The organism is Microbacterium yannicii, from assembly GCF_024055635.1.
Lineage (GTDB): Bacteria > Actinomycetota > Actinomycetes > Actinomycetales > Microbacteriaceae > Microbacterium > Microbacterium yannicii.
Map to the genome: position 1 here is coordinate 1 of NZ_JAMXMB010000019.1, position 22,923 is coordinate 22,923.

Sequence of the window (22,923 nt, forward strand, 5' to 3'; positions counted from 1 at the left end):
CACGCCAGCGCCGCCGCCGATCCGTCGACCGCTACCGGTGGCGGGCCGGCGGAGAGATACTGAGGAACGGGGACCGGGGAGGTGAGCGCAATGGCAGATCGCGCCGACTGGGAAGACGTCGACGGCGTCCTGGCCGGAGAGGACGCGCCCGCCGATGTCGACGCCGATGTCGATGTCGATGAGCCCGACTTCGCCGACGCATCGGCCTACGGCATGGTCGACGACGATCCGTTCATGAACTCGTTCACCGACGAGATCATGAACGTCACCGCTTCCGACTGGGATGTCGACGCCGACAGCCTGTGGGGGGTTGAACCCGCACTCGATCCCGGCACCGATCCGAGCCCGAGCGCCTTCGATCTTCCGGTGTGACGGCCGACCTGACGCATTGATACCAAGGGGAACCGAGCTGTTGGCTGACGAGATCCAGAAGGCGCAACGCGGCGCCGACATCCAGGAGACGGGGCCCGCATCCGCGGGCCGCGATGTCGCGCTCTTCGACCTTGTGGACAAGGTGGGGACGGCAGCGGCGCGAGCGGGGCGGCGGGACCTGGTCAAACGGCTGGTGAATACCCGCGATCGACTACGCGACCCGCACGTCCGGGTGATCGTCGTCGGCGAGTTCAAGCAGGGCAAGAGCAAGCTCGTCAATGCGCTCGTCAACGCTCCGGCGTGCCCCGTCGACGACGACATCGCGACCACTGTCCCGACAACGGTCGGCTACGCCAGCGCGCCGTCGGCGACCGTGCTCGTGCAACCGGAAGGTGAGGGACGCAGCGCACCGCACCGGGAAAGCATCCCACTGACGGAGCTCGCCGAGTACGTGTCGGCGAAGGGCAACCCCGACAACGTGCGACGGATCGTCTCGGCAGAGGTGCTGCTGCCTCGCGAGATCCTGCGGGGAGGGCTGCGACTCGTCGACTCGCCGGGCGTGGGCGGGCTCGACTCGCGCAGCGCCCTTCTCACCCTGTCCGCGCTGTCGAGCGCCCACGCCGTGATCCTCGTTTCGGACGCATCCCAGGAGTACACGGAGCCGGAGATGCAGTTCCTGCGCCACGCGATGCGCGTGTCGCCGAACGTGGCCGCCGTTCTCGCCAAGACCGACCTGTATCCCCAGTGGCGCGAGATCGAGCAGATCGATCGCGGCCACCTGACCAAGATCGGCGACATCCCGATCTTCGCCGTCTCGAGCGATCTGCGACTGCTGGCGGCGGAGGAACGGGATGCCGAGCTCAACGACGAGTCCGGCTTCCCGGCACTCGTGACCCATCTGCGTCAGAACATCCTGGAGCGAGCCGAGCTGATCCACGAGCGCAGTGCCGTCCATGATCTCGCATCGGTGGTCGATCAGCTGACGATGGCTTTCCGTTCAGAGCTGAGCGCACTCGTCGATCCGGCGGACACACCACAGCTCCTCGTGCAGCTCGAGGAGGCGAAGAGCCGAGCCGACGAGTTCCGCAGCCGCTCCGCGCGGTGGCAGGTGACGCTGACCGACGGCGTCGCCGACCTCATCTCCGACATGGAGCACGACCTCCGCGATCGCCTGCGGAAGGTGCAGCGCGAGGCGGAGGCATCCATCGACGACGGCGATCCCGGCCCGATCTGGGATCAGATCACCGAATGGCTCGACCAGCGGATCTCGGCGGCGGTATCGGAGACCTTCGTGTGGACCGACGAACGAGCACGCTGGCTGTCGGAGCAGGTCGCGGAGCTGTTCCTCGAGGGCGAGGAGAGCATCCCGGCCATCGACGTGGCCGACGCTGCGGGAGTGCTCGATCCGGTCGACGCGATCGCGGGGCTGGACGAGGGCCGCATGGGCGCCGCGGAGAAGATCTTCATCGGAGTGCGCGGATCCTACGGCGGCGTGCTCATGGTGGGTCTGGCGACCGGCCTGATCGGGCTGCCGCTGATCAACCCGCTCTCACTCATCGCCGGAGTCATCGTCGGCCGACGGGCATACCGCGAGGACATGAACACGCGACTGACCCGCCGGCAGGTCGAGGCGAAGAACATCGTGCGCCGCCACATCGACGAGGTGATCTTCCAGGCCGGCAAGCAGCTGAAGGACCGCCTCCGACTGGTCCAGCGGGCTGCACGCGATCACTTCGGGCCGATGGCGGACGAACTGCACCGATCGTTCACCGAGGCGGTCACGGCGGCGAAGCAGGCCGCGGGAGTCGACAGCGGCAAGCGCGAGGAGCGCATCAAGCAGCTGCGTGGTCAGCTGCGCCAGCTGGAAGCGCTCAGGGCCGAGATCTCACCGTCGCGGACATCGCAGCCCGCGGTCTCCGGTCGGGCGAAGGCAGTGACGCGGTGAGGAGCGGCGGAGCATGAGAGAGCCGGCGCTCGCAGACGCGCGGCAGGTGGCACAGCGCGCGCTCGCCCTCTATGCCGACGATGCGGCCGCCACCGAAGCCGTCTCGGCCTACGACCGCCGGCTTCAGGGTCCGTTGCGCATCGCGGTGGCCGGTATGGTCAAGGCCGGCAAGTCCACCCTCCTCAACGCGCTCCTGGGCGAGGCGATCGCCGCGACCGACGCGGGCGAATGCACCCGGGTGGTCACGTGGTACCGTCGAGCCGATTCGCCCACGATCACGATGCATCCTCGCGAAGGGGCACCACGCAGGCTGCGATTCCAGCGGGACCGCGGGCGCATGGTGCTCGACCTGGGTGCGACCACCGCCGACGAGGTGGCGTGGATCGACGTCGGCTGGCCGTCGGAGAGTCTGCGGTCGCTGATCGTCATCGACACCCCGGGCATCGCCTCGTTGTCGGCTGACGTGTCGGCCCGCGCGCACGGATTCCTCACCCAGCGAGGCAGCGCCTCAGCGGCCGACGCCGTCATCTACCTCATGCGACACCTGCATGCCTCTGATCGGGGCTTCCTCGAGGCGTTCCGCGATGTCTCGGTGGGCGGCTCACTGACGGTGAACGCGGTCGCGGTGCTTTCGCGTGCGGACGAGGTGGGATCGGCTCGCATCGATTCGCTCGTGTCGGCCGGTCAGGTCGCGCGCCGCTACGCCGACGACACCGAGCTGCGCTCGCTCGTGCTCGACGTCGTTCCTGTGGCGGGGCTGCTTGCGGAGACCGCGCGCACCCTGCGAGAGGACGAGTTCCGTGCGCTCACCGAGATCGCCGCGCTCGAGCGGGCATCCCGTGAGCGCCTCCTCGTCTCGGCCGACCGCTTCTGCCGGCTCGCCGATGTCACCGCGCTCACTGCGACCACACGCCGCGACCTGCTCGAGCGGTTCGGCTTGTTCGGCATCCGGCTCTCGGCTGCCCTCATCCGGGGTGGTGCGACCACATCCACCGCGCTCGCCGAGGGGCTCGTGCAGCAGAGCGGCCTGAACACTCTGCAGGCGCTGGTGCGCGATCACTTCCGCGCACGAGCAGACACCCTGAAGGTGTACGGGGTGCTGCCGGGACTGGAAGAGGTCATCCGTGAACGGCCGCGGCCCGGATCCGAGGTGCTCCTCGCGGAGATCGAGCGGATCTTCGCCACCACGCACTCGCTCCGAGAGCTCGCAGCCCTCTCGCGCACCCGAGCGGGTGGTTATCCGCTCCCCGCGGCGCGCATCGCTGAAGCAGAGCGGATCCTCGGCGGCGCCGGCGGAGGGGCCGGCGTTCGCGTGGGGCTCGAGGAGGATGCCGACTCTGCCGCGGTGCGAGACCGCACCGAGGACCTGCTCGCGCAGTGGCGGGGCATCGCGGAGTCCCCGCTCACCGAGCGCGCCGCCGTGGGGCTCTGCCGGGTCGTCATCCGCAGCTTGGAGCAGGTGGCGACACAACCGGCCGCGCGCGGCTCATTCGGCGGAGACGCTCCCCTGCTGGTGCCGGACCACATCGTGCTTCCGCGCTGACCAGGCGAGGGCCTTCGGCATCACGCTCGCCAGCAGCGCCAGAAGCACCATGCCGCACTGCGCCGCCAGGATCAGGCGCAAGGGCACGGCCCTCTCACCCGTCAGCGCGAGCTCGAGCGACAGCCCGAGAGTGACCACCTGCACCACCCAGGTCAGCAGCTGCCACCACCGCATCTGCGGCCGGCGTGCCATGAAGGACACCAGCAGCGTGACCTGGATCAGCAGCACGCCCACCAGCACGCCGAACACCGACCAGAAGATGATGTCGGCGGCGGTCGTATAGGTCTGCTCGTTGCGCGCATCCTCCACCCCGCGCACGATGTCGGAGATGAGGGGCAGCTGCTCCTTGCGGATGATGAAGTAGTACACGATCCCGAAGCCGCCGACGAAGAAGCTCAGGATCCAGAACAGCTCGGCGACCCGCACCGAGAACGGCGGGGTCAGCTTGGCGAGGACCGGGGCGGCGTTCGGGTTCGCGAGGGGAGGGCGCTGCGGCGGCGCCTTCGGAGCGCCCGCAGTCGACGGGGTCGGCGAAACGGGGGCGGGCTGCGCTGCCCGCGACATCGGATCGGTCACCGCGGCCTACTGCTCCTCGCCCAATTCGTCCGGGTAGACGGCCTCTTCGACCTCGAGGGTGTCCACCGGCTCGCTCCAGACCGCCTCGTCGACCTCGGCGACCGGCGCGTCGTACACCGGATCCGCGGCGGGCGGCTCCGAGTACACCGAGGCATCCTGAGCTGCCGTGACGGCCTCCTGCGGCACGCCGGCGTCCTCTGCAGCCGAGAGCTGCTCGGCGGGCTGCGTCGCAATCGGCTGCGGAGGCGGTGCATCGTCGGCCACGGCATCCGTCCCGTCCGTCGCAGGAGTCTCCAGACCCTCTTCCGCCTGGTCGAGACCGGCATCGAGCTGGTCGAGGCCATCGCCGAGCCCGTCGACGACGTCCTGCAGGCCCGGCAGGTCGGATGGCGTCAGATCGTCGTCTGTGTCGTCGTCGGGCTGCGGCCCGTTGACGACATCGTCGCCCGCCGCCGTGGACCCGTCGCCGGAGGCCACGCCCGCCGTCTGGTCGAAGATCTGGGTCACGTCCCCGCCCTCGGTCCAGATGTTCTGGTTGACCGACTGGTCCACGATGGTCGTGCGGGAGTCGATGGTCGTCCAGTTGTTGGTGATGCGCGTGATCTCGTTCAGCACGTCGTTGTTGTGCTGGACCGGAGTCGGCGTCGAGGGCATGGGTGTGCTGCTGACTCTGGGCACCACATCCGGGTGGTCGTAGATGATCGGTGCGACCGCGCGAACGTCCTCGGCGCAGATGCCGGCGACTTTGCTCTTGGCCAGGGCTGCGTCCGGATCCTCTTTCAACTCGGCGAGCGCTGCGGGATCGCGCAGCAGGCTCAGGATGAACTCGATGATCGAGTTGGCGACTGTCACCAATGGCGTGGTCATGTGACGACACCTCCGCATTGAAGGTCGATGGCTGATTCAGGGTAAGTCGTGGACGCCGCGATGGCATCGGGGTTTCGACCGATGCCGTGGGGGCACTGATGCGGGGTCATCGTTCGGACCCCCGACGTTCCGGGTCGGCGGGCCCGGTACCGGCGCCCTCCAAGGCGAGTCGCAGCTTGGACAGCAGGTCCGAGCGGGAGGTGGCGTCCAGTCGACGCCGCATGTGCGCGATGTGATGCTCGGCCGTCCGCGGCGAGATGAAGATGGCTGCGCCGATCTCGGCATACGTCTTCCCCTGGAGGACGAGTTCGGCGACCTCGCGCTCGCGTTCGCTGAGCACGCCGTCACTCACGGTCTCCGGGGCGGCCGCAGTCTGACCCTCGTCCGCCGTCCGCGCGGTCTCGCGTGGATGCAGCTCCCTCGCACACGCGAGCAGGCGCGCGATGACCTTGCGATCCTCCGACCGACCCGCTCCGTGTCCGGCGAGCCGGGCGCCGTCCCAGGCCAGTCCGACGGTGGCGAGGCCGCGGGCGGCTCTCTCGACGGCATCCGGATCCACCGTGCCGGCCAGCACCGACGTCCACACCTTGCCCGCGTGCGCCATGCGTGCGGCGAGGCGGTTGCGCGACGCCGCCGTGACGAGCGCCCGCGCGTGGGGGGCGAGGGTGTCCGGTTGATTGAGAAGGATGCCGCGCTGGATGCCCGCCCAGTGCAGCGACGCCGACCAGATCGGTGGGTCGCCGAGGCTCGAGACGATCGACAGGGCGCGGTCGAAGGCCGGCTGCATTGCGACGGCATCGCCGAGGCGGGCGGCGGCGATGACCAGTTCGCCGAGGGCGAGGAGCGAGAACAGATCCGGCTCCGTGCGCGCGAGGCGAGGTTGGGCGCAATCCCACGTCGCTGCGAGTCCCGCGACGTCGTCGTAGCGCCGAGCGAGGCCGATCGCGATGGTCGCGGCGAAGGCGTCGTCACGCGGCGTGAGCGCCTTCGCCGAGGCGGCGCGGGCCAGCGCGGCGCGAGCGTCGGCGGGTCGCTCGCGCTGCAGCGCGATCCATGACGACCACAGTTCCAGCCGGCCGCGCCGGTGCGCGCCGCCCTGGTCGCCTTCCAGCGCATCGTCGATGACCGTCTGAGCGCTCTTCAGATCGCCGACGCCGATCGCCGCGATGGCGGCGATCACCGCCGGCAGCTCGACGGAGGGGGCGTGGTCGGCGGACGCGGTGTACAGCTCGGACGCGCGCTGAAGCATCGCGGGCGCCGTGTCGCAGTCGCCGTTGAGAGTCGCCGTGAGCCCCTGCTCGAGGAGGTCGTTCGCGACGCCCAGGGTCGAAGGGGGCCTGACCGGATCGTCCGGAGCGGCGTCGCCTCGAATCGTGCTGTCGGCTGCCGGACGACCAGCCCCGACGGCGGCGATCCGTGCACGGACGGCAGTGGCGGCGTCGCCGGGCCGCTCTGCGCGATAGGTGTCGTCGGCGAGCGACATCATGCCGCGTTCCGCCCAGACGGCCGCTGCCAGATCCACCACCGGCCCGGATGTCGGCAGGTCTGGCCGCGCCAGCATCCCATCCAGCAGAGCCGCCGCCTCATCGAGGCGCCCTCGGATCCATGCGGCGAGTGCGCGGTCGTGTGCCACAGCAGCCGGGTCGGCGCCGCACGCCACGGCGCGATCGAGCAGTTCGCCGGCGAGCGCCGGGTCACCGCTGAGCTCCTGCCGTGCGCGTGCGACGAGTGCGTCGACGGTGTCGGCATCCCGGACGTTCGCCAACCCGTCGATCAGACCCTCGTCGTGGAGCATCGAGGGCGGGGCGCTGTGGATGAGCTCATTCAGACGCGTCACCGGGGTGACCGCGCGGACACTCGCGACGACCGCCGGCGCCGGGCGGCCGTCGGCGGTCAGGAGCCCTTCGGCGTAGCCCTCGGCGAGCAGCGCCCGGACATCGCTCTCAGCGGCCTCCGTCGTCGGCGAGAACCCCAGCGAGAGGTCGTCGATCAGCTGCCGCACGCGCGGCGACACGGACATCAGCCGATGCAGGATGCGCGGTCTGATCTCGTGCTGCAGCGCGTGGTGCTCAGGGTCGTCCCGGCACGCGTCGACGTCGTGCGCGGCGACGCATTCATGCACGAGCCATGCGATGCCGCCGGTCAGCCGAAGGATGACGTCACCGCAGGCACCGAGACCGAGACGAGGGTCGTCACGGACCTGCGCACGGGTCACCTCGCCGAGCAGCATCGCGGGTCGGCTGCGCTCCAGCAGTCGGCCGAGCGCGACGATGTCGGGACGCGACGGCCAGCTCCGCATCGCGACGATGAGTCCGGCATCCGGGTCTTCGGCCCGCTTCGTCACATCCGCGATACGTGCCTCTGGCAGCAGCTGCGCGTCGTCGACGAGGAGCAGCACACCGCTCGGGATCGCCGCGAGATCTGTTCCTGTGCGCAGGGTCGTCGCCGAGAGGCCCTCCTCGGCGACGAGCTCGGCGAGGCGGTGCAGGAGAGTCGTCTTGCCCGACCCCGCGCCTCCGGTGATCAGGGCACGTGGTGCGTCGCCGGGGAACCTGAACGCGTCGAGCTCGGGCGAAGACGCCGCGGTGGAGCGGCGTCCCGCGGTCGAGGCGGGTGAGGCGGGGCCGGCCGGCGGGTCGATCCGCACGAAGTTCGATATTGCGGACATCACTCAGGCTCCGGGACCGACGTCGCGATCGGCGACGGCTCGGGGTCGGGTGTCGGAGGGTCAGGCTCGGGAGCCGGGGGCACCGGAGTCTGCTCGGGTGCCGGCGGCTCGGGTACGGGCTCGGGTACAGGGTCGGGCTCGGGCGTCGGCTCGGGCGTCGGCTCGGGCGTCGGGTCGGGCTCCGGTTCAGTGGTCGGCTCCGGCTCGGTGGTCGGCACCGGGACGGTGGTCGGGCCGGTCGCCGGGTCCGATTGCGGCGAAGTCGACGCATCGTCGGCGGCACTGGTATCACGAGTGTTGCCCGGCGCGCTCGATCTCGTGTCCGGAGTCGTCGACTGCGACCCGTTTCCACTCCGCGCCGCAGGTTCCTGCCGGCGACCGTCCGTCACGGGCTTGGCCATACGCAGACGAGGATTCGGAGCGGACGACGCGGGAGGTGTGGTCCCGTCCGTCGGCGGCGCCGGCGAGGCCGATGGCTTGTCGGCCTCGGCGGCATCCGGTTCCGCAGCGGCGGCCGAATCGTGACCAAGGGTGAAACCGAGCCATTCGGAGAACGAGGCCGACTCGGTCCCCTCCGACGGACGCGTCCCATCGGCCAGACCGGTGGCGCTGACCAGCACGATCCCGCCGGCCAGGACGAGAGAACCGCCGGCGAGCGCCGCCGTCGTGGACAGCCGACCGAACGGTCGCAGCCAGGAGGGGCGGTCGGTGCGCCGACTGCGTCGCGACGGGGGTGGGTCTACTGTGTCGTCGGTCGTACCTTCCGGCGAGCCGACCGCCTGCGCCACGGCGACCGCGCCGAATGCGCTCATGCCGGGTGCGGTCGGCTCTGTGCCGCGCGCCAGTCGGTCGGCCATGATGCGCGCCGCGCCGAGCGCGACGATCGCCTTGGGGTCGGCGTCGACCGCGATGGGCGCGTCGAAACGCTCGGACAGGAGCTGCGCGACGCGGGGGATCCGCGACGACCCGCCCGTCAGCAGGACAGCATCCAGCCGGGCGCCCACATCGTTCGTCTCGAGAGTGGAGTGCAGTACGTCGACCGTGCGTTCGACACCCTGCTCGATCAGGCTCTCGAACTCGGCCCGCGTGAGACGCACGGTCGTGGCCGCGCCTCCGAGAAAGACGGGGATCGCCGCCTCGGAGTCGAACGACAGCGCCTCCTTCGCCTCCACGCACTCGCGGCGCAGGGCCGAGAGGGCGACGCGTGCGTCGACATCGGTGGCGAGGTCATCCGTCGAAAGTCCGGCCGCGGCGATGGCGTGGCGGACGACGAGGTCATCGAAATCCGCACCCCCGAAGTCGGCGATGCCGGTCGGCGACCCGATGATCTGCAGCGACCCGTCGGCGGCACCGCCGACGAGCGCGACGTCGAATGTCCCGCCCCCGAGGTCGTACACCGCCAGAACGCGATCCTCCGCCAAAGGCGACGTGCCCTTGTAGTGCCACGCTGCGGCCACCGGCTCGGCGACGAGCTCCACCGGACACGACACAGCTGCCGAGAGTGCTCCCCTGACGACGCTGCGCCGATAGTCGCCCCAGGTCACCGGGACGGTGACGACGATGGCATCCGGATGACGGCCCTCACGTTCGGCAACAGCATCCAGGACCCATGACGCCATGCGTGCGAACAGATCCTCTGACGCGAAGGAGCGTCCTGCGACGACAACGGGCACGTCGTCGCCGACGCGTCTCTTGAACTCACGGACCAGCCGCTCCGGCTGAGCGAGGCCGCGCCTCTCGGCCGCCTCGCCGAAGAGCAGGTCATCGTCGGAGACGAAGATCGCGCTCGGGGCGCTGTCCGCTTGCCGACCCAGCGCGAAACGCGCTGTTTCAACTGATCCTTCAGAATCGACTCTCGCGATGGACGCCGCTGTCCTACTTGTGCCAACATCCACAGCGAGCACAAAAGCGCTCGTCATTGTCCGAATTTCCCCAGTTTCTGGACACTCCCACCGATCACAGGTCTACCACTGGAGGGGGGCGAGTGCGAGGCCTTGAGCAGAAACTTGGGCATATTGGTCCGAGGTCCCGGGGTGCGCGTCTGATACGCGGCGATCGGAGGCATTGTCCGGTTCGGGCGCGCCTGCGCGACGCTGCGTGACGAGGCGATTGGCACTCACGTTGCATGAGTGCCAGACCGTTGCCTAGACTGTCATCAGCACTCTCAACGTCAGAGTGCTAACGAGTCTTAGTCTCAAGAAAGAAGAGGTAGACCGTGTCGGTTTCCATCAAGCCGCTCGAGGACCGGATCGTCATCAAGCAGGTCGAGGCCGAGCAGACCACGTCCAGCGGTCTGGTCATCCCCGACACCGCCAAGGAGAAGCCCCAGGAGGGCGAGGTCGTGGCGGTCGGGCCGGGTCGTATCGACGACAACGGCAACCGCATCCCGCTCGACGTCGCCGTCGGCGACCGCGTGATCTACAGCAAGTACGGCGGCACCGAGGTGAAGTTCGGCGGTGACGACCTGCTCGTCCTGTCGGCTCGCGACGTGCTCGCCGTCGTCGTTCGCTGAGTTCCGCTCACAGCGCGTACCGAGAGGGTCGGATGCTTCGGCATCCGGCCCTCTCGTCGTGTCCGGGGCTCTTCCGGTCCGGGGCGGGGTGGCAGGATTCCGCGCACGGTCGGCAGGGAACGGATGCCGGCGGCCCGGCCCCGCGGCCGGCACCGCGCAGCGCGGGCGTAGGCTGACTCGGTGAGTCGCGAGCAGTCCTCCCCGTCGGAACGTGGCACCGTGGACGGGCTCGACCCCTCGACCGCACTCGATCTCGGTGTGACGACGGGGAGCCGTCGGGTCGCGGATGCCGCCGCGGAAGCGCGGGAGCGCACACTCGGGGGCGTCTACGCGTTCAGCGCGTACCTGCTCTGGGGCTTCCTGCCGCTGTACTTCCTGCTGCTGGCGCCGACGGGCCCGTGGGAGATCGTCGCATGGCGCATCCTGCTGTCCCTGGTCTTCTGCGCACTGCTGCTCACGGTGACCCGCACGTGGCCGCGGCTGGCGGCGATCTTCCGGCAGCCGCGCGTGCTCGGGCTGACCGTGATCGCCGGCCTGCTGATCTACGTCAACTGGCAGGTCTTCATCTACGGCGCCCTGAGCGACCAGGTCATCGAGACGAGCCTCGGCTACTTCATCAATCCGATCGCGACCGTGCTGCTCGCCGTCCTGGTGCTGCACGAGCGTCTGCGCCCGACGCAGTGGGTGGCGATCGGCATCGCCGCGGCGGCGGTGGCGGTGATCGTCATCGGGTACGGCGCCTTCCCCTGGATCGCGCTCACGCTCGCGGCGTCGTTCGGCGTCTACGGCCTGGTGAAGAAGAAGGTGGGCCCGTCGGTCGACGCCGTGAGCGGTCTCACCCTGGAGACGATGTGGCTGACGCCGATCGCGGTCGTCGTGCTGGCGATCGTGGGCTCGACAGAGGGCCTCACGATGGGATCGAGCGGATGGCAGCACACGGTGCTGCTGAGCCTGACCGGCGTCATCACCGCCGTGCCACTGTTGCTGTTCGCGTCGGGCGCCCGCCGCGTATCGCTGACGACGATCGGGCTGCTGCAGTTCGTGGCGCCGATCCTGCAGTTCCTCATCGGGTGGCTCGTGCTCGGCGAGCCGATGCCCCTGGAGCGCTGGATCGGCTTCGGGCTCGTGTGGGTGGCCCTGATGGTGCTCACCGTCGACTCTGTGCTGCACGCCCGGCGTTCGCGCGCCGGCGCCTGACGCCGCCGCGGCGCCGCGGGAGCGCCGCGACGCTTCCCGCCGGCACGCCGCGGCCCTGCACCGCCGAAACCGGGGATTCCGGCCGAGACAGGGGGCGACGCGCCCGGTCTCGGCGAGGATCCCCGGTCTCGGTGAGCCGGGGCCGGTCCGGGGGCCGGCGCCGGGAACCGGTCGCGCCGCCACGCAGCGGTCCTGCGCCGCCGAAACCGGGGATTCCGGCCGAGACAGGGGGCGACGTGCTCGGTCTCGGCGAGACTCCCCGGTCTCGGCGAGCTTGGGCCGGGCCGCGCTGCCGCCTGCGACGCTCGGACGCCGCGAGCGAGGCCGCTTCGACGGCGAAACCGGGGGTTCTGGCAACGAGACAGGGGGCGACGCGCTCGGCCTCGGCGAGAGTCCCCGGTCTCGGTGAGCTTGCGCCGCTCCGCGCTGCCGCCGGACGTTCGGCGCTGGGACGCGCGGAACGTTCGCGTTGCGACGCTCGGACGCCGTGAACCCTCGGCGAGCTTGGGCCGGGACCCGGAGCGGTCAGCGCACGAGGCGGGCGATCGCCTGGGTGGCCTCGGTGATCTTGGCGTCTGCCTCCGCGCCGCCCAGGCGTGCGGCATCCACCACGCAATGGCGGAGGTGATCGTCGAGCAGCCCCACGGCGACCGCCTCGAGCGCAGACGTCAGTGCACTGATCTGCGTCAGGATGTCGATGCAGTACTTCTCGTCTTCGACCATCTTGTGGATGCCGCGGGCCTGGCCCTCGATGCGCTTGAGGCGGTTGAGGTACTTGTCCTTGTCGGTGATGTAGCCGTGGTGGCCGTGGTCGTGGTCGAGCGGCTCGACCGCGGTCTCGCCGTGGGTGTCGATCGTCATGTCGAATCCTTCATTGTGAACGATGTTCATTATGTATAGGGGCCGAGAACCGGATGCCGAGCCTCCGGCTACGCGGCGGCAATCGCCTCGGCCACCGCAGGCTCGTCCCGGCGGGGCAGGCCGGGTGAGCCGGGCCGGCCACCGGACAGGCTCCGGAACCTCCGCAGCCGGAGGCTGTTGCCCACCACGAACGCGCTCGAGAACGCCATCGCCGCTCCCGCGATCATAGGGTTCAGCAGGCCGAGCGCGGCCAGGGGGATCGCGGCCACGTTGTACGCGAAGGCCCAGAACAGGTTGACCTTGATCGTGCCGAGGGTGGCGCGCGACAGGCGGATGGCGTCGGCAGCGCTCCGCAGATCGCCCCGCACCAGCGTGATGTCGGATGCCTCGATCGCGGCATCCGTCCCCGTTCCCATGGCGAGACCGAGGTCGGCCTGCGCGAGGGCGGCCGCATCGTTCACGCCGTCGCCGACCATGGCGACGACGCGCCCCTCGGACTGCAGCTGCGTGATGACCGCAACCTTGTCCTGCGGCAGGACCTCGGCGATCACCCGGTCGATGCCCACCTCGTCGGCGATCGCGCGCGCCGCGGCGGCGTTGTCGCCGGTGAGCAGCACGGGCGTGAGGCCGAGCGCTCGCAGCTGGCCCACCGCCTCGGCGCTCGTGGGCTTGACCTGGTCGGCCACCACGAACATGCCCCGGACCTCGCCGTCCCATGCCGCCAGCACCGCCGTGCGCCCGAGCGCTTCGGCCGACGCCTTCGCGGCGGCCAGGTCCGCGGGAAGCGTAAGGGCCCAGTCGGCCAGCAGCGACTCGCGACCGACGAGCACGGCGCGCCCCTCGACGACGCCCGACACGCCCTTGCCCGGAACATTCTGGAACGAGTCCACCGGCGGCAGAGCCCCGGCCTCGACGGCCGCGCCGCGCGCGATCGCCTGTGCGATCGGGTGCTCCGAGGCGTGTTCGAGGGCTCCCGCGAGACGCAGCAGCTCGCTGCGGGCGGCGGCCGCGGCATCCGTCCCCACGATCGCGCCGTCGCGCGCGGCGATCACGACATCGATGAGCGTCATGCGGCCCGTGGTGACGGTGCCGGTCTTGTCGAGCACGACCGTGTCCACGGTGCGCGTGGATTCGAGCACCTCAGGACCCTTGATCAGGATGCCGAGCTGGGCGCCGCGGCCGGTGCCGACGAGCAGCGCGGTCGGGGTGGCGAGGCCGAGCGCGCAGGGACACGCGATGATCAGCACCGCGACCGCGGCCGTGAAGGCCATGGAGGCGGACGCCCCGGTGAGCAGCCAGCCGGCGAGTGTGCCGAGCGCGATCAGCAGCACGATCGGCACGAACACGCCCGAGATGCGATCCGCCAGGCGCTGCACGTCCGCCTTGCCCGACTGAGCCTCCTCGACGAGTCGCGCCATCTGCGCCAGCTGGGTGTCGTCGCCGACGCGCGTCGCACGCACGACGAGACGACCGCCCACGTTGACGGTGGCGCCGACGACGGCATCGCCCGGCGCCACTTCGACCGACACGGACTCGCCGGTCACCATCGAGGCGTCGACCGCCGAGGTGCCCGAGGCCACGACGCCGTCCGTCGCGATCTTCTCCCCAGGACGGACGACGAACCGGTCGCCGACGTGGAGGTCGGCGATGGGCACCCGCACCTCGTCACCCGACGGCCGAAGCACCGCCACATCCTTCGCGCCGATCTCGAGGAGCGCGCGCAGCGCGGCGCCCGCGCGGCGCTTGGACCGCTGCTCGAAGTACCGTCCGGCGAGCACGAACGTCGTGACCCCGGCCGCCACCTCGAGGTAGATGTCGCCCGCGCCGTCGCTCGGAGTCACCGACCATTCGAAAGCGTGCGTCATGCCGGGCATGCCGGCGTGACCGAGGAACAGGGCGTACAGCGACCACAGGAAGGCGGCCGAGACGCCCAGCGAGATGAGCGTGTCCATCGTGGCGGCGGCGTGGCGCAGGTTGATCCACGCGGCGCGGTGGAACGGCCAGGCGCCCCACACCACGACCGGCGCGGCGAGCGCCAGTGATGCCCACTGCCAGTACGTGAACTGCAGCGCCGGGATCATCGCCAGCAGGATGACCGGCGTCGAGAGCACGATCGACCCGATCAGCCGATGGCGCAGGCTCGTGAGTTCGGGGTCGACGGTGTCGGCCGCGGACGGCTCGGCAGCCGGCGGCGCGGGCAGCGCCGCGGTGTACCCCGTCTTCACGACCTCATCGATGAGCGTCTGCGGGTCGAGACCCGCCGGCCCGCTCACGAAAGCCTTCTCCGTGGCGTAGTTGACGGATGCCTCGACCCCCTCCATCCGGTTCAGGCGCTTCTCGATCCGCGCGGCGCACGACGCACACGTCATCCCGCCGATCTCGAGCTCTACCCGGGCGGGGGTCGAGGCCGCGGCCATCAGGCGCGGACCGCGCTGTAGCCGGCCTCGTCGACCGCGGCGATAACGGCGTCGTCGGCGAGCTCGCCGGAGGCCACGATCGTGAGCGTTCCCGCGGCAGCACTCACGCGGACGTCTTCGACACCGGCGAGCTTCGACACCTCGCCGCGCACGGACGCCTCACAGTGCCCGCAGCTCATCCCGGTGACCTTGTAGTCGGCCTGAACCATGTCTTCTCCTCGGGTTGTCGAGTCGCGTTGTCGAGTCGCATTCTCGAGTCGTGTCGGCGGATACCCCTGAGGGGTACCGTCGGACTCCAGTGTATACCCGCAAGGGGTATGCGGCGTCGTCGGCAGCGCGCCTCGGGTGCGGTCGGGGATGTCACTCGCCGAAGCGCCTCGCGGGAGCCGGGACAGCGCTCCGAGAACCCCGTGGTTTTGCGCGCCGATCACGGATTCAAGCTGTTACAGATCGTTAACGAAAGGCAACATTGCAGGAGCCCGGCGGCGATTAGGTTTAGGGGACTGGGAAGGCGCCCGAGCCGTTCCCGTGGTAATCACACAGCAAGGAGCAACATGAGCGTCTTCACCCGCTCGCGCAAGTCCACCGTTCTCGGTGGCCTCGCGCTCATCGGCGCCAGCGCCCTCGTCCTGGCCGGCTGTGCCGGCGGAGGCACCGGCGGCGACGAACCCAGTGAGAGCGCCGCACCCGGCGAGGAACTGAGCCTCAAGATCGGCACCGCGCTGCCGCAGACCGGCAACCTGGCGTTCCTCGGCCCGCCCGAGGAGGCAGGCGTCGCCTACGCGCAGTCGCTAATCCAGGAGTACGCAGACACCACTGGTCTCAGCGTCGACGTGGTCTGGGGCGACTCGGGCGACCTCGACAACAAGGCCTATGAGACCGAGGTGCCCCGCATCCTCGCCGAAGACCCGTCGGCGATCATCGGCGCCGCATCGTCGGGCGTCTCGCTGCAGTTCATCGACCAGGTCATCGGCGAGGGCAAGATCCTCTTCTCGCCGGCCAACACCTCCGACCAGTTCACGACGTACGACGACAACGGCCTGTACTTCCGCACCGCGCCGTCCGACGTGCTGCAGGGTGAGGTGCACGGCAACTTCGTCGCCGAGGAGGGGCACCAGACCCTCGGCCTGATCGTCCTGAACGACGCCTACGGCACCGGCCTGGCCAAGTACATCACGGAGGCGTTCGAGGGCGCGGGCGGCGAAGTCGTCGCAGCACCGACCTACAACCAGGGCGACACGTCGTTCGATGCGCAGATCTCCGAGGTGCTCGCCGCCGACCCCGACGCGATCTCGGTCATCAGCTTCGACGAGGCGAAGACCATCCTTCCGGCGCTGATCGACCGCGGCTTCGACCCGAACAACCTGTACCTCGTCGATGGCAACATGGCGTCGTACAAGGACGACTTCCCCGCGGGCCTGCTCGAGGGCGCCAAGGGCACCTACCCCGGCCCGACGCCGGCTCAGGTGCAGGACTTCATCGACGGCCTCGACGGCTTCGTCGAGGAGTCGGGCGACGAGGCGCTGAAGGACTACACCTACGCGCCCGAGTCGTTCGACGCGCTCACCCTGCTCGCGCTCGCTTCGCTCGCCGCGCAGTCGACCGACCCGGCCGACATCGCGGACAAGCTGATCGAGGTCTCCGGTGGATCGGGTGACGGCAAGAAGTGCGAGTCGTTCGCCGAGTGCGCCGACATCATCCTCGCCGGCGACGTCGCGGACTACGACGGCGTCTCCAGCCCGGTGACGTTCGACGAGGTGGGTGACCCGACCGAGGGCTTCATCAACATCTACCAGTACGGCGCTGACAACACGTACACGCCTTACGAGGGCTGAGAAACCCTCCACGGAACGCCCCCGGGTCCTCGGACCCGGGGGCGTTCCTCGTTCCCGGCCGCCCGCCTGGGGGTCGCCGCTCCCGGGACTTCGGCCCCAGCGGGTGTCGCCGTTCCGCGAGTGGGTGCAGACGGGCATGAAGAAGGGGGACGGATGCCGCGGCATCCGTCCCCCTTCTCGAAGGTGTGCGGCTCAGGTCCCCAGCGTGCCGAGGTACAGCTCAGTGACCTTGGGGTCGTTCAGCAGTTCACGGCCCGACCCGGTGTAGGCGTCGCGGCCCTGGTCGAGTACGTAGCCACGGTCGCAGATCTGCAGGCAGCGCCGTGCGTTCTGCTCGACCATGATGCACGTGACGCCGGCCTTGTTGATCTCGGAGACGCGGATGAAGGCCTCGTCCTGGCGGACGGGGGAGAGCCCCGCCGATGGCTCGTCCAGCAGCAGGACCTTCGGATCCATCATGAGCGCGCGACTCATCGCCACCATCTGGCGCTCGCCGCCCGAGAGCGACCCCGCGCGCTGCTTGAGGCGCGTGCCGAGCTCGGAGAAGATGCCGGTGACGAACTCCAGTCGCTCCTTGTACGCGCTCGGGCGCTGGTAGAGACCCATCTGGAGGTTCTCTTCGATGGTGAGGCTCGGGAACACATTGTTGTTCTGCGGGATGAAGCCGACGCCGCGCGCGACGAGCTTGTTGGCGCGCAGCCCGGTGATGTCGTCGCCCTCGAGGGTGACGGTACCGCTGCGCACATTGACCTGGCCGAAGATGGCCTTCAGCAGCGTCGACTTGCCGGCGCCATTGGGGCCGATGATGCCGATGAGTTCACCTTGATGGGCGACGAGGCTGCAGCCGTGGAGGATGTTGACCCCGGGCAGGTAGCCGGCGTGGACATCGTCGACGACGACGACGGGCGTGCCCGTCGCGACGGGAGCGGTCATCGGCCGTCCTCCTCTTCTTCTGACTGTTCCTCCGCGATGCCCTGATCGACGAGCGTGGTGGCGTTTGCAGCCGCGGACGCCGAGGCATCCGTCGTCGGGTCAGCCTCGACCACATCGATGCGGCCGGTCACCACGCCGAGGTCGAGCTCCTGGTGGGCTCCGAGGTAGGCGTCGATCACCGCGGGGTTCTTCATGACTGTCGTGGGGTCGCCCTCGGCCACGATCCGGCCTTCGGCCATGACGATGACCCAGTCGGCGATGTGGCGCACCATGTGCATATCGTGCTCGACGAACAGCACCGTCATCCCGAGGTCCTTGAGATCGAGGATGTGGTCGAGCAAGGACTGCGTGAGGGCGGGGTTGACGCCTGCCATCGGCTCGTCGAGCATGACGAGCGTGGGTTCGGTCATGAGCGACCGTGCCATCTCGAGCAGCTTGCGCTGGCCGCCCGACAGGCTGGCGGCGAAGTCGTCAGCCTTCCCGTCGAGCTTGAACTTCTCGAGCAACACCATCGCGCGGTCTTCGATCGCGGCATCCTGCGAGCGCCAGAGGGCGGGAATCAGGCCTGCCCAGAACTTCTCGCCGCGCTGGTTCTTGGCGCCCAGCTTCATGTTCTCCATGACGGTGAGCAATCCCAGAGCCTTCGTAAGCTGGAACGTGCGGACCAGCCCCATGCGCGAGACCTTGTACGCGGGGACACCGGAGAGCGATTTGCCGTCGAACGTCCATGTGCCGTGGTCGGGCTTGTCGAACCCGGTCAGCAGGTTGAAGAGGGTCGTCTTGCCTGCGCCGTTCGGCCCGATGAGGGCCGTGATGACTCCCCGGGGGATCTCGACGTGTTCGACGTCGACCGCGGTGACACCGCCGAAGCTGCGGTGCACCCCGTCGGCGATGATGATCGGGTCGACCTTCGCCACACCGGGCACGGCCTCACCGACATGGAGACCGGTGGTCTTGGGGCGGGCGATCGGCGCGGAGCCGGTGGCCGGAGCGCTTTCACTTGACAAAGGTCAGCTCCTTCTTGTTGCCGAGGAGGCCCTGCGGCATGAAGATCACGAGCAGCATCAGGGCGACTCCCACGAGGATGAACCGCAGCGTGCCTGCCTGGATCTGGTTCAGGCCGAGCAGCCAGCCGGCCTCCGCCATCGCCGGGAGCACGTTCGACAGGAAGGTCTGCAGCGCCCAGAAGATGACGGAACCGAGGATCGGCCCGAACACCGTGGCGGCGCCACCCAGCAGGAGGGCGGTCCACACGAAGAACGTGAGCGACGTGACGTACACACCCGGGCTCACCGCGGACGGCAGGGCGTAGACGACGCCGCCGGCGGCGGCGAGCACACCACCCAGGACGAGCGCCTGCATCTTGTAGGCGAACACGTTCTTGCCCAGCGAGCGGACCGCGTCCTCGTCTTCGCGGATGCCCTTGAGCGCACGCCCCCACGGGCTCCGCGTGATCATCCATACCACGAGCGCGGCGATGGCGAGCGTGATGAGGCCCATGATGCGCACCCACCACTGGGTCTCGTTGTAGACCCATGGGCCGAAGCCGTACTCGCCCGGGGGGATCGGGTTCGATGCGCGGAAACTGCCGTGATAGCCGCTCAACCCGTCAGCGGATCCCGTGATGTCGTCGAACGCCGTGGTGAGGAACATCAGCCGCACGACCTCCGCGGCCGCGATCGTCACGATGGCGAGGTAGTCGCCGCGCAGCCGCAGAGTCGGGATGCCGAGGATCAGCGCGAAGATGGCTGCTCCTCCGAGCCCGACCAGTGCGCCGGCCCACCAGGGGAAGTCGAACGAGAGGATCGAGATCGCGTAGCCGTACGCGCCGATCGCCATGAAGCCGGCGATGCCCATGTTGATCAGGCCGGCGTAACCGAAGTGCACGGCGAGACCCAGGGCGGCCAGCGCGTAGCCGATCGTCGCGGGGCTGAGGATCGACGACGCCGTGTTGGAGAGGATCTGAAGCAAGTCCATGAGTGTGTCCCTATCCGATTCGCTCGCGTCGACCGAGGATGCCCTGTGGTCGGAACAGCAGGATCACGATCAGGATGAACAGGGCGCTCGCATACTTGAGGTCTGAGGGAATCCAGAGGCTCGAGACCTCCACCAAGAGGCCGACGATCAGCGCACCGACCAGGGCGCCGTAGGCGGTGCCGAGACCGCCCAGCACGACCGCGGCGAACATGAGCAGAAGGATCTGCGCTCCCATGTCCCACTTGATGCCCGGGCGGTAGTAGGCGTAGAGGATGCCCGCGAGGCCGGCGAGCCCGCCCGCCACCACCCAGACGACCCGCACGACGGTGTCGACGTCGATGCCGGAGGCCGCGGCCAGTGAGGGGTTGTCGGAGATCGCGCGTGTCGCCTTGCCGATGCGGGACCGTGTCAGCCAGAGCGCGAAGGCGACGATGACCAGGATCGAGATGACGAGCGAGATCATGTCGACGACGCTCATCTGGACGGCGCCGAACAGCGGGATCTGTGCTTCCGCGGACCCCGGCAGCTGGAGGGTGCCGCCTCCGATGAACAGCTGGAAGATGTAGCGAAGTGCGAGCGAGAGCCCGATGCTGACGATCATCAGCTGTACGACGCCGACGCGGCGCCGCCGCAGAGGTCTCCACAGGATCATGTCCAGCAAGAGTCCGAAGCCGGCACTCAGGACGACGGCGACGGGATACCCCAGCCAGAGCGGCAGCGCGAGGCTCGCGGGGCCGACCAGGAGGAACGCCGCGATGGCGCCGAACGTCACCATCTCGCCGTGCGCGAAGTTCGAGATGCCCGTCGTCCCGTAGACGAGGGTGAGGCCGATGGCGGCGAGGGCGAGCATCAGGCCGAAGCTGATGCCCTGGATGATGCGCTGTACGAACTGGTCGAAGAAGCTCGTGACGTTGCGCTCGCCTTCCCCGATGAAGAAGTTGACGGTCGCGCGGCCGCCCTGCCCGAGTTCGACCTCTTTGACGTTCGGGGTGTCGTCTTCGGCGTCGACGACGGCGATGCCCTCGGGGAGGGTGTCCTCGTCGAGGGTCACGACGTAGGTCTCGCCCCGCTCGGGGACGCCCACCCGCCATTGACCCTTCGCGTCGGTCTCGACCTCCTGCTTGCCGCCCGGGCCGTCGACGGTGAGCGCCACTCCCTCGAGAGGCTCGCCATCGAGTTGGACATTGCCGCTGATCCGGTAGGGATCATCCTCCGCGGCCTGCGCAGGGCTCGCACCGGCGAACAGCCCCAGCGCGACGAGCAGCAATCCGAACAGCGCGGCTGTGACTCGCGCTCCTGCAACACGTCTCGTGGTCAGAGTCGTAGGACCCACAGAACCTCCAGTACGGCACCACGTCGACACCGAGGCTCGGGTCGCATCGGCTGTGATGTTCGACGGTACGAGCGTAATGTGTCGCGGTTGTTTCGCCTACGACACCATGTGGATAAGTGATGCGATCGAAATCGGCCAACATGCACGCTGCGTCGATATCCCCGCTCTCCCGGGTGGGGACGCGCGAGCGCCCGCGCGTGCCCTTACCGCGGGAACAAACGGCACGCCCCGGCGCTTAGAATCGAGTACGGAGCGTCACGAGCGCACCGGCCGTCGTCGTCCACACCGAAACAACGCGCCGCGCGCGAGGAGACCCCCATGGAGCACAACGACCCCTTCGGCTTCGTCGGACTGACCTACGACGACATCCTGCTGCTGCCGGGCCACACGGACGTCATCCCCAGTGAGGCCGACACGTCGTCCCGCGTCACGCGTCGCATCACGGTCGCGACGCCTCTCCTCAGCGCCGCGATGGACACCGTCACCGAAGCGCGACTCGCGATCGCCATCGCCCGCGAAGGCGGCCTGGGCATCATCCACCGCAATCTGTCGATCGAGGAGCAGGCCTCGATGGTGGATCGCGTCAAGCGCAGCGAGTCGGGCATGATCACCGACCCGATCACCACCACCCCCGACACCACGATCGACGAAGTCGACGCGCTGTGCGCGCAGTACCGCATCTCGGGCCTTCCGGTCGTCGACGACGACAACCGCCTCGTGGGCATCGTGACCAACCGCGACATGCGCTTCGTGTCGGGCTTCGAGCGCCAGACCACCAAGGTGCGCGACATCATGACGAGCGAGGGGCTCGTCACCGGCAAGGTCGGCATCAGCGCCGGTGAGGTCATCGCGCTGTTCGCGCACCACCGTGTCGAGAAGCTGCCGCTCCTCGACGACGACGGCAAGCTCGCCGGTCTCATCACCATCAAGGACTTCGACAAGAGCGAGAAGTACCCGCTCGCCACCAAGGACGAGCAGGGCCGCCTGCGGGTCGGCGCAGCCATCGGCTTCTTCGGCGACGCCTGGCAGCGGGCCGAGGCGCTGCGCGACGCCGGGGTCGACGTGATCGTCGTCGACACCGCGAACGGCCAGTCCGCCGGTGTCATCGACATGGTGCGCCGCCTCAAGGCCGATGCGTCGTTCGCCGCGATCGACGTGATCGGCGGCAATGTCGCCACCCGTGAGGGTGCTCAGGCGCTCATCGAGGCCGGCGTGGACGCGGTCAAGGTCGGCGTCGGCCCGGGCTCCATCTGCACCACGCGCATCGTCGCGGGCGTCGGCGTGCCCCAGGTGACCGCGATCTACGAGGCGTCGCTCGCGGCCCGCGAGGCCGGCATCCCGATCATCGCCGACGGCGGCCTGCAGTACTCGGGCGACATCGCCAAGGCGCTCGTCGCGGGCGCCGACACGGTCATGCTCGGATCGCTCCTGGCCGGCACCGACGAGTCGCCGGGCGAGATCGTCTTCCAGGGCGGCAAGCAGTTCAAGCTGTACCGCGGCATGGGCTCGCTCGGAGCCCTTCAGACGCGCGGCAAGAAGACCTCGTACTCCAAGGACCGCTACTTCCAGGCCGACGTGCCCAGTGACGACAAGCTGATCCCCGAGGGCATCGAGGGCCAGGTCGCCTACCGCGGCCCGGTCTCGGCGGTCGCGTACCAGCTCGTCGGCGGCCTGCGTCAGTCGATGTTCTACGTCGGCGCCCGCACCGTCGAGGAGCTCAAGGCCAAGGGCAAGTTCGTGCGCATCACCCCCGCCGGCCTCAAGGAGTCGCACCCCCACGACGTGCAGATCGTCGTCGAGGCGCCCAACTACAAGCGCTGAGCCGTCCTCCGAGGCCCCTGCGCGGGCGACGGGCGCAGGCACACGTGGCGTATCGGTGACGGATGC

18 protein-coding genes are annotated in these 22,923 nt (G+C 69.3%); 7 read left to right on the plus strand and 11 right to left on the minus strand.

The features are described from left to right. The first annotated feature begins 90 nt into the window (after nt 1-90). The 3 genes from NCG93_RS08365 to NCG93_RS08375 are packed head-to-tail and all read left to right on the plus strand — an operon-like array spanning nt 91 to nt 3,860. A complete protein-coding gene (locus tag NCG93_RS08365; protein ID WP_194414434.1) occupies nt 91-372 on the plus strand; it encodes a hypothetical protein in 282 nt (93 codons plus the stop codon). Nucleotides 373-412: 40 nt separating this feature from the next. Then, nucleotides 413-2,317, plus strand: coding sequence for a dynamin family protein (locus tag NCG93_RS08370; protein WP_241741881.1), 1,905 nt, complete (start codon nt 413-415; stop codon nt 2,315-2,317). 13 nt (nt 2,318-2,330) lie between these two features. Then, nucleotides 2,331-3,860, plus strand: coding sequence for a dynamin family protein (locus NCG93_RS08375; RefSeq protein WP_194414432.1), 1,530 nt, complete (start codon nt 2,331-2,333; stop codon nt 3,858-3,860). On the opposite strand, the gene NCG93_RS08380 is transcribed toward NCG93_RS08375, so the two are convergent. The 4 genes from NCG93_RS08380 to NCG93_RS08395 all read right to left on the minus strand — a co-directional run bounded on the left by NCG93_RS08380 (nt 3,804) and on the right by NCG93_RS08395 (nt 9,890). Then, the gene (locus NCG93_RS08380) at nt 3,804-4,436 is read right to left on the minus strand and encodes a hypothetical protein (protein WP_194414431.1); all 633 of its coding nucleotides are present in this window, start codon (nt 4,434-4,436) and stop codon (nt 3,804-3,806) included. The genes NCG93_RS08375 and NCG93_RS08380 overlap by 57 nt on opposite strands. A gap of 6 nt (nt 4,437-4,442) precedes the next feature. Then, a complete protein-coding gene (locus tag NCG93_RS08385) occupies nt 4,443-5,303 on the minus strand; it encodes an IniB N-terminal domain-containing protein (protein ID WP_194414430.1) in 861 nt (286 codons plus the stop codon). A 106-nt stretch (nt 5,304-5,409) separates the two neighbouring features. Then, entirely contained in the window at nt 5,410-7,971 is a 2,562-nt protein-coding gene (locus NCG93_RS08390; protein ID WP_194414429.1) for a LuxR C-terminal-related transcriptional regulator, read from the minus strand. After that, nucleotides 7,971-9,890 (minus strand): Hsp70 family protein, encoded by a 1,920-nt coding sequence (locus NCG93_RS08395; protein ID WP_194414428.1) that lies wholly within the window; start codon nt 9,888-9,890, stop codon nt 7,971-7,973. Before NCG93_RS08395 ends, NCG93_RS08390 begins: the two co-directional genes overlap by 1 nt. Before the next feature lie 296 nt (nt 9,891-10,186). Between NCG93_RS08395 and groES the strand changes: the two genes are divergently transcribed. Together groES and rarD are read left to right on the plus strand one after the other, a co-directional pair. Beyond that, nucleotides 10,187-10,483, plus strand: coding sequence for a co-chaperone GroES (groES, locus tag NCG93_RS08400; RefSeq protein ID WP_194414427.1), 297 nt, complete (start codon nt 10,187-10,189; stop codon nt 10,481-10,483). A 258-nt stretch (nt 10,484-10,741) separates the two neighbouring features. Further along, nucleotides 10,742-11,680, plus strand: coding sequence for an EamA family transporter RarD (gene rarD / locus NCG93_RS08405; RefSeq protein WP_194414969.1), 939 nt, complete (start codon nt 10,742-10,744; stop codon nt 11,678-11,680). Between the two features lie 525 nt (nt 11,681-12,205). Here the strand turns inward: rarD and NCG93_RS08410 are convergent. From NCG93_RS08410 to NCG93_RS08420, 3 genes are all read right to left on the minus strand, one after another. Then, nucleotides 12,206-12,541 (minus strand): metal-sensitive transcriptional regulator, encoded by a 336-nt coding sequence (locus tag NCG93_RS08410; protein WP_206687624.1) that lies wholly within the window; start codon nt 12,539-12,541, stop codon nt 12,206-12,208. A 68-nt stretch (nt 12,542-12,609) separates the two neighbouring features. Further along, nucleotides 12,610-14,958 carry a heavy metal translocating P-type ATPase gene (locus NCG93_RS08415; protein ID WP_194414426.1) on the minus strand — a complete coding sequence of 783 codons (2,349 nt, stop codon included), beginning with the start codon at nt 14,956-14,958 and terminating at the stop codon, nt 12,610-12,612. Continuing rightward, nucleotides 14,958-15,167 carry a heavy-metal-associated domain-containing protein gene (locus tag NCG93_RS08420; protein ID WP_194414425.1) on the minus strand — a complete coding sequence of 70 codons (210 nt, stop codon included), beginning with the start codon at nt 15,165-15,167 and terminating at the stop codon, nt 14,958-14,960. Before NCG93_RS08420 ends, NCG93_RS08415 begins: the two co-directional genes overlap by 1 nt. A gap of 345 nt (nt 15,168-15,512) precedes the next feature. Here NCG93_RS08420 and NCG93_RS08425 point away from each other — a divergent pair, with 345 nt between their 5' ends. Further along, nucleotides 15,513-16,793 (plus strand): ABC transporter substrate-binding protein, encoded by a 1,281-nt coding sequence (locus NCG93_RS08425; protein ID WP_194414424.1) that lies wholly within the window; start codon nt 15,513-15,515, stop codon nt 16,791-16,793. A gap of 192 nt (nt 16,794-16,985) precedes the next feature. Here the strand turns inward: NCG93_RS08425 and NCG93_RS08430 are convergent, their stop codons facing one another. Genes NCG93_RS08430 through NCG93_RS08445 form a run of 4 tightly spaced genes read right to left on the minus strand, consistent with a single transcriptional unit; the run spans nt 16,986 to nt 21,036 of the window. After that, nucleotides 16,986-17,726 carry an ABC transporter ATP-binding protein gene (locus tag NCG93_RS08430; RefSeq protein WP_194414423.1) on the minus strand — a complete coding sequence of 247 codons (741 nt, stop codon included), beginning with the start codon at nt 17,724-17,726 and terminating at the stop codon, nt 16,986-16,988. After that, nucleotides 17,723-18,694, minus strand: coding sequence for an ABC transporter ATP-binding protein (locus NCG93_RS08435; RefSeq protein WP_194414968.1), 972 nt, complete (start codon nt 18,692-18,694; stop codon nt 17,723-17,725). Before NCG93_RS08435 ends, NCG93_RS08430 begins: the two co-directional genes overlap by 4 nt. Before the next feature lie 28 nt (nt 18,695-18,722). Further along, complete coding sequence (locus NCG93_RS08440; protein ID WP_194414422.1) at nt 18,723-19,703, minus strand: branched-chain amino acid ABC transporter permease; 981 nt, start codon at nt 19,701-19,703, stop codon at nt 18,723-18,725. A gap of 10 nt (nt 19,704-19,713) precedes the next feature. Then, nucleotides 19,714-21,036, minus strand: a complete 1,323-nt coding sequence (locus NCG93_RS08445) for a branched-chain amino acid ABC transporter permease (RefSeq protein ID WP_252787490.1) — start codon at nt 21,034-21,036, stop codon at nt 19,714-19,716. A gap of 318 nt (nt 21,037-21,354) precedes the next feature. On the opposite strand from NCG93_RS08445, the gene guaB reads away from it, so the two are divergent. After that, nucleotides 21,355-22,857: an IMP dehydrogenase gene (gene guaB, locus NCG93_RS08450; protein WP_194414421.1), complete on the plus strand. Its 1,503-nt coding sequence runs from the start codon at nt 21,355-21,357 to the stop codon at nt 22,855-22,857. Nucleotides 22,858-22,923: the final 66 nt, after the last annotated feature.

What these genes read in the sequence shown, in the direction of transcription:
- NCG93_RS08440 (WP_194414422.1), bottom strand. Translation starts at nt 19,703, where the DNA reads ATGGACTTGCTTCAGATCCTCTCCAACACGGCGTCGTCGATCCTCAGC.
- NCG93_RS08425 (WP_194414424.1), top strand. Translation starts at nt 15,513, where the DNA reads ATGAGCGTCTTCACCCGCTCGCGCAAGTCCACCGTTCTCGGTGGCCTC.
- NCG93_RS08415 (WP_194414426.1), bottom strand. Translation starts at nt 14,958, where the DNA reads ATGGCCGCGGCCTCGACCCCCGCCCGGGTAGAGCTCGAGATCGGCGGG.
- NCG93_RS08365 (WP_194414434.1), top strand. Translation starts at nt 91, where the DNA reads ATGGCAGATCGCGCCGACTGGGAAGACGTCGACGGCGTCCTGGCCGGA.
- NCG93_RS08420 (WP_194414425.1), bottom strand. Translation starts at nt 15,167, where the DNA reads ATGGTTCAGGCCGACTACAAGGTCACCGGGATGAGCTGCGGGCACTGT.
- NCG93_RS08385 (WP_194414430.1), bottom strand. Translation starts at nt 5,303, where the DNA reads ATGACCACGCCATTGGTGACAGTCGCCAACTCGATCATCGAGTTCATC.
- guaB (WP_194414421.1), top strand. Translation starts at nt 21,355, where the DNA reads ATGGAGCACAACGACCCCTTCGGCTTCGTCGGACTGACCTACGACGAC.
- NCG93_RS08395 (WP_194414428.1), bottom strand. Translation starts at nt 9,890, where the DNA reads ATGACGAGCGCTTTTGTGCTCGCTGTGGATGTTGGCACAAGTAGGACA.
- NCG93_RS08430 (WP_194414423.1), bottom strand. Translation starts at nt 17,726, where the DNA reads ATGACCGCTCCCGTCGCGACGGGCACGCCCGTCGTCGTCGTCGACGAT.
- NCG93_RS08375 (WP_194414432.1), top strand. Translation starts at nt 2,331, where the DNA reads ATGAGAGAGCCGGCGCTCGCAGACGCGCGGCAGGTGGCACAGCGCGCG.
- NCG93_RS08410 (WP_206687624.1), bottom strand. Translation starts at nt 12,541, where the DNA reads ATGACGATCGACACCCACGGCGAGACCGCGGTCGAGCCGCTCGACCAC.
- NCG93_RS08390 (WP_194414429.1), bottom strand. Translation starts at nt 7,971, where the DNA reads ATGTCCGCAATATCGAACTTCGTGCGGATCGACCCGCCGGCCGGCCCC.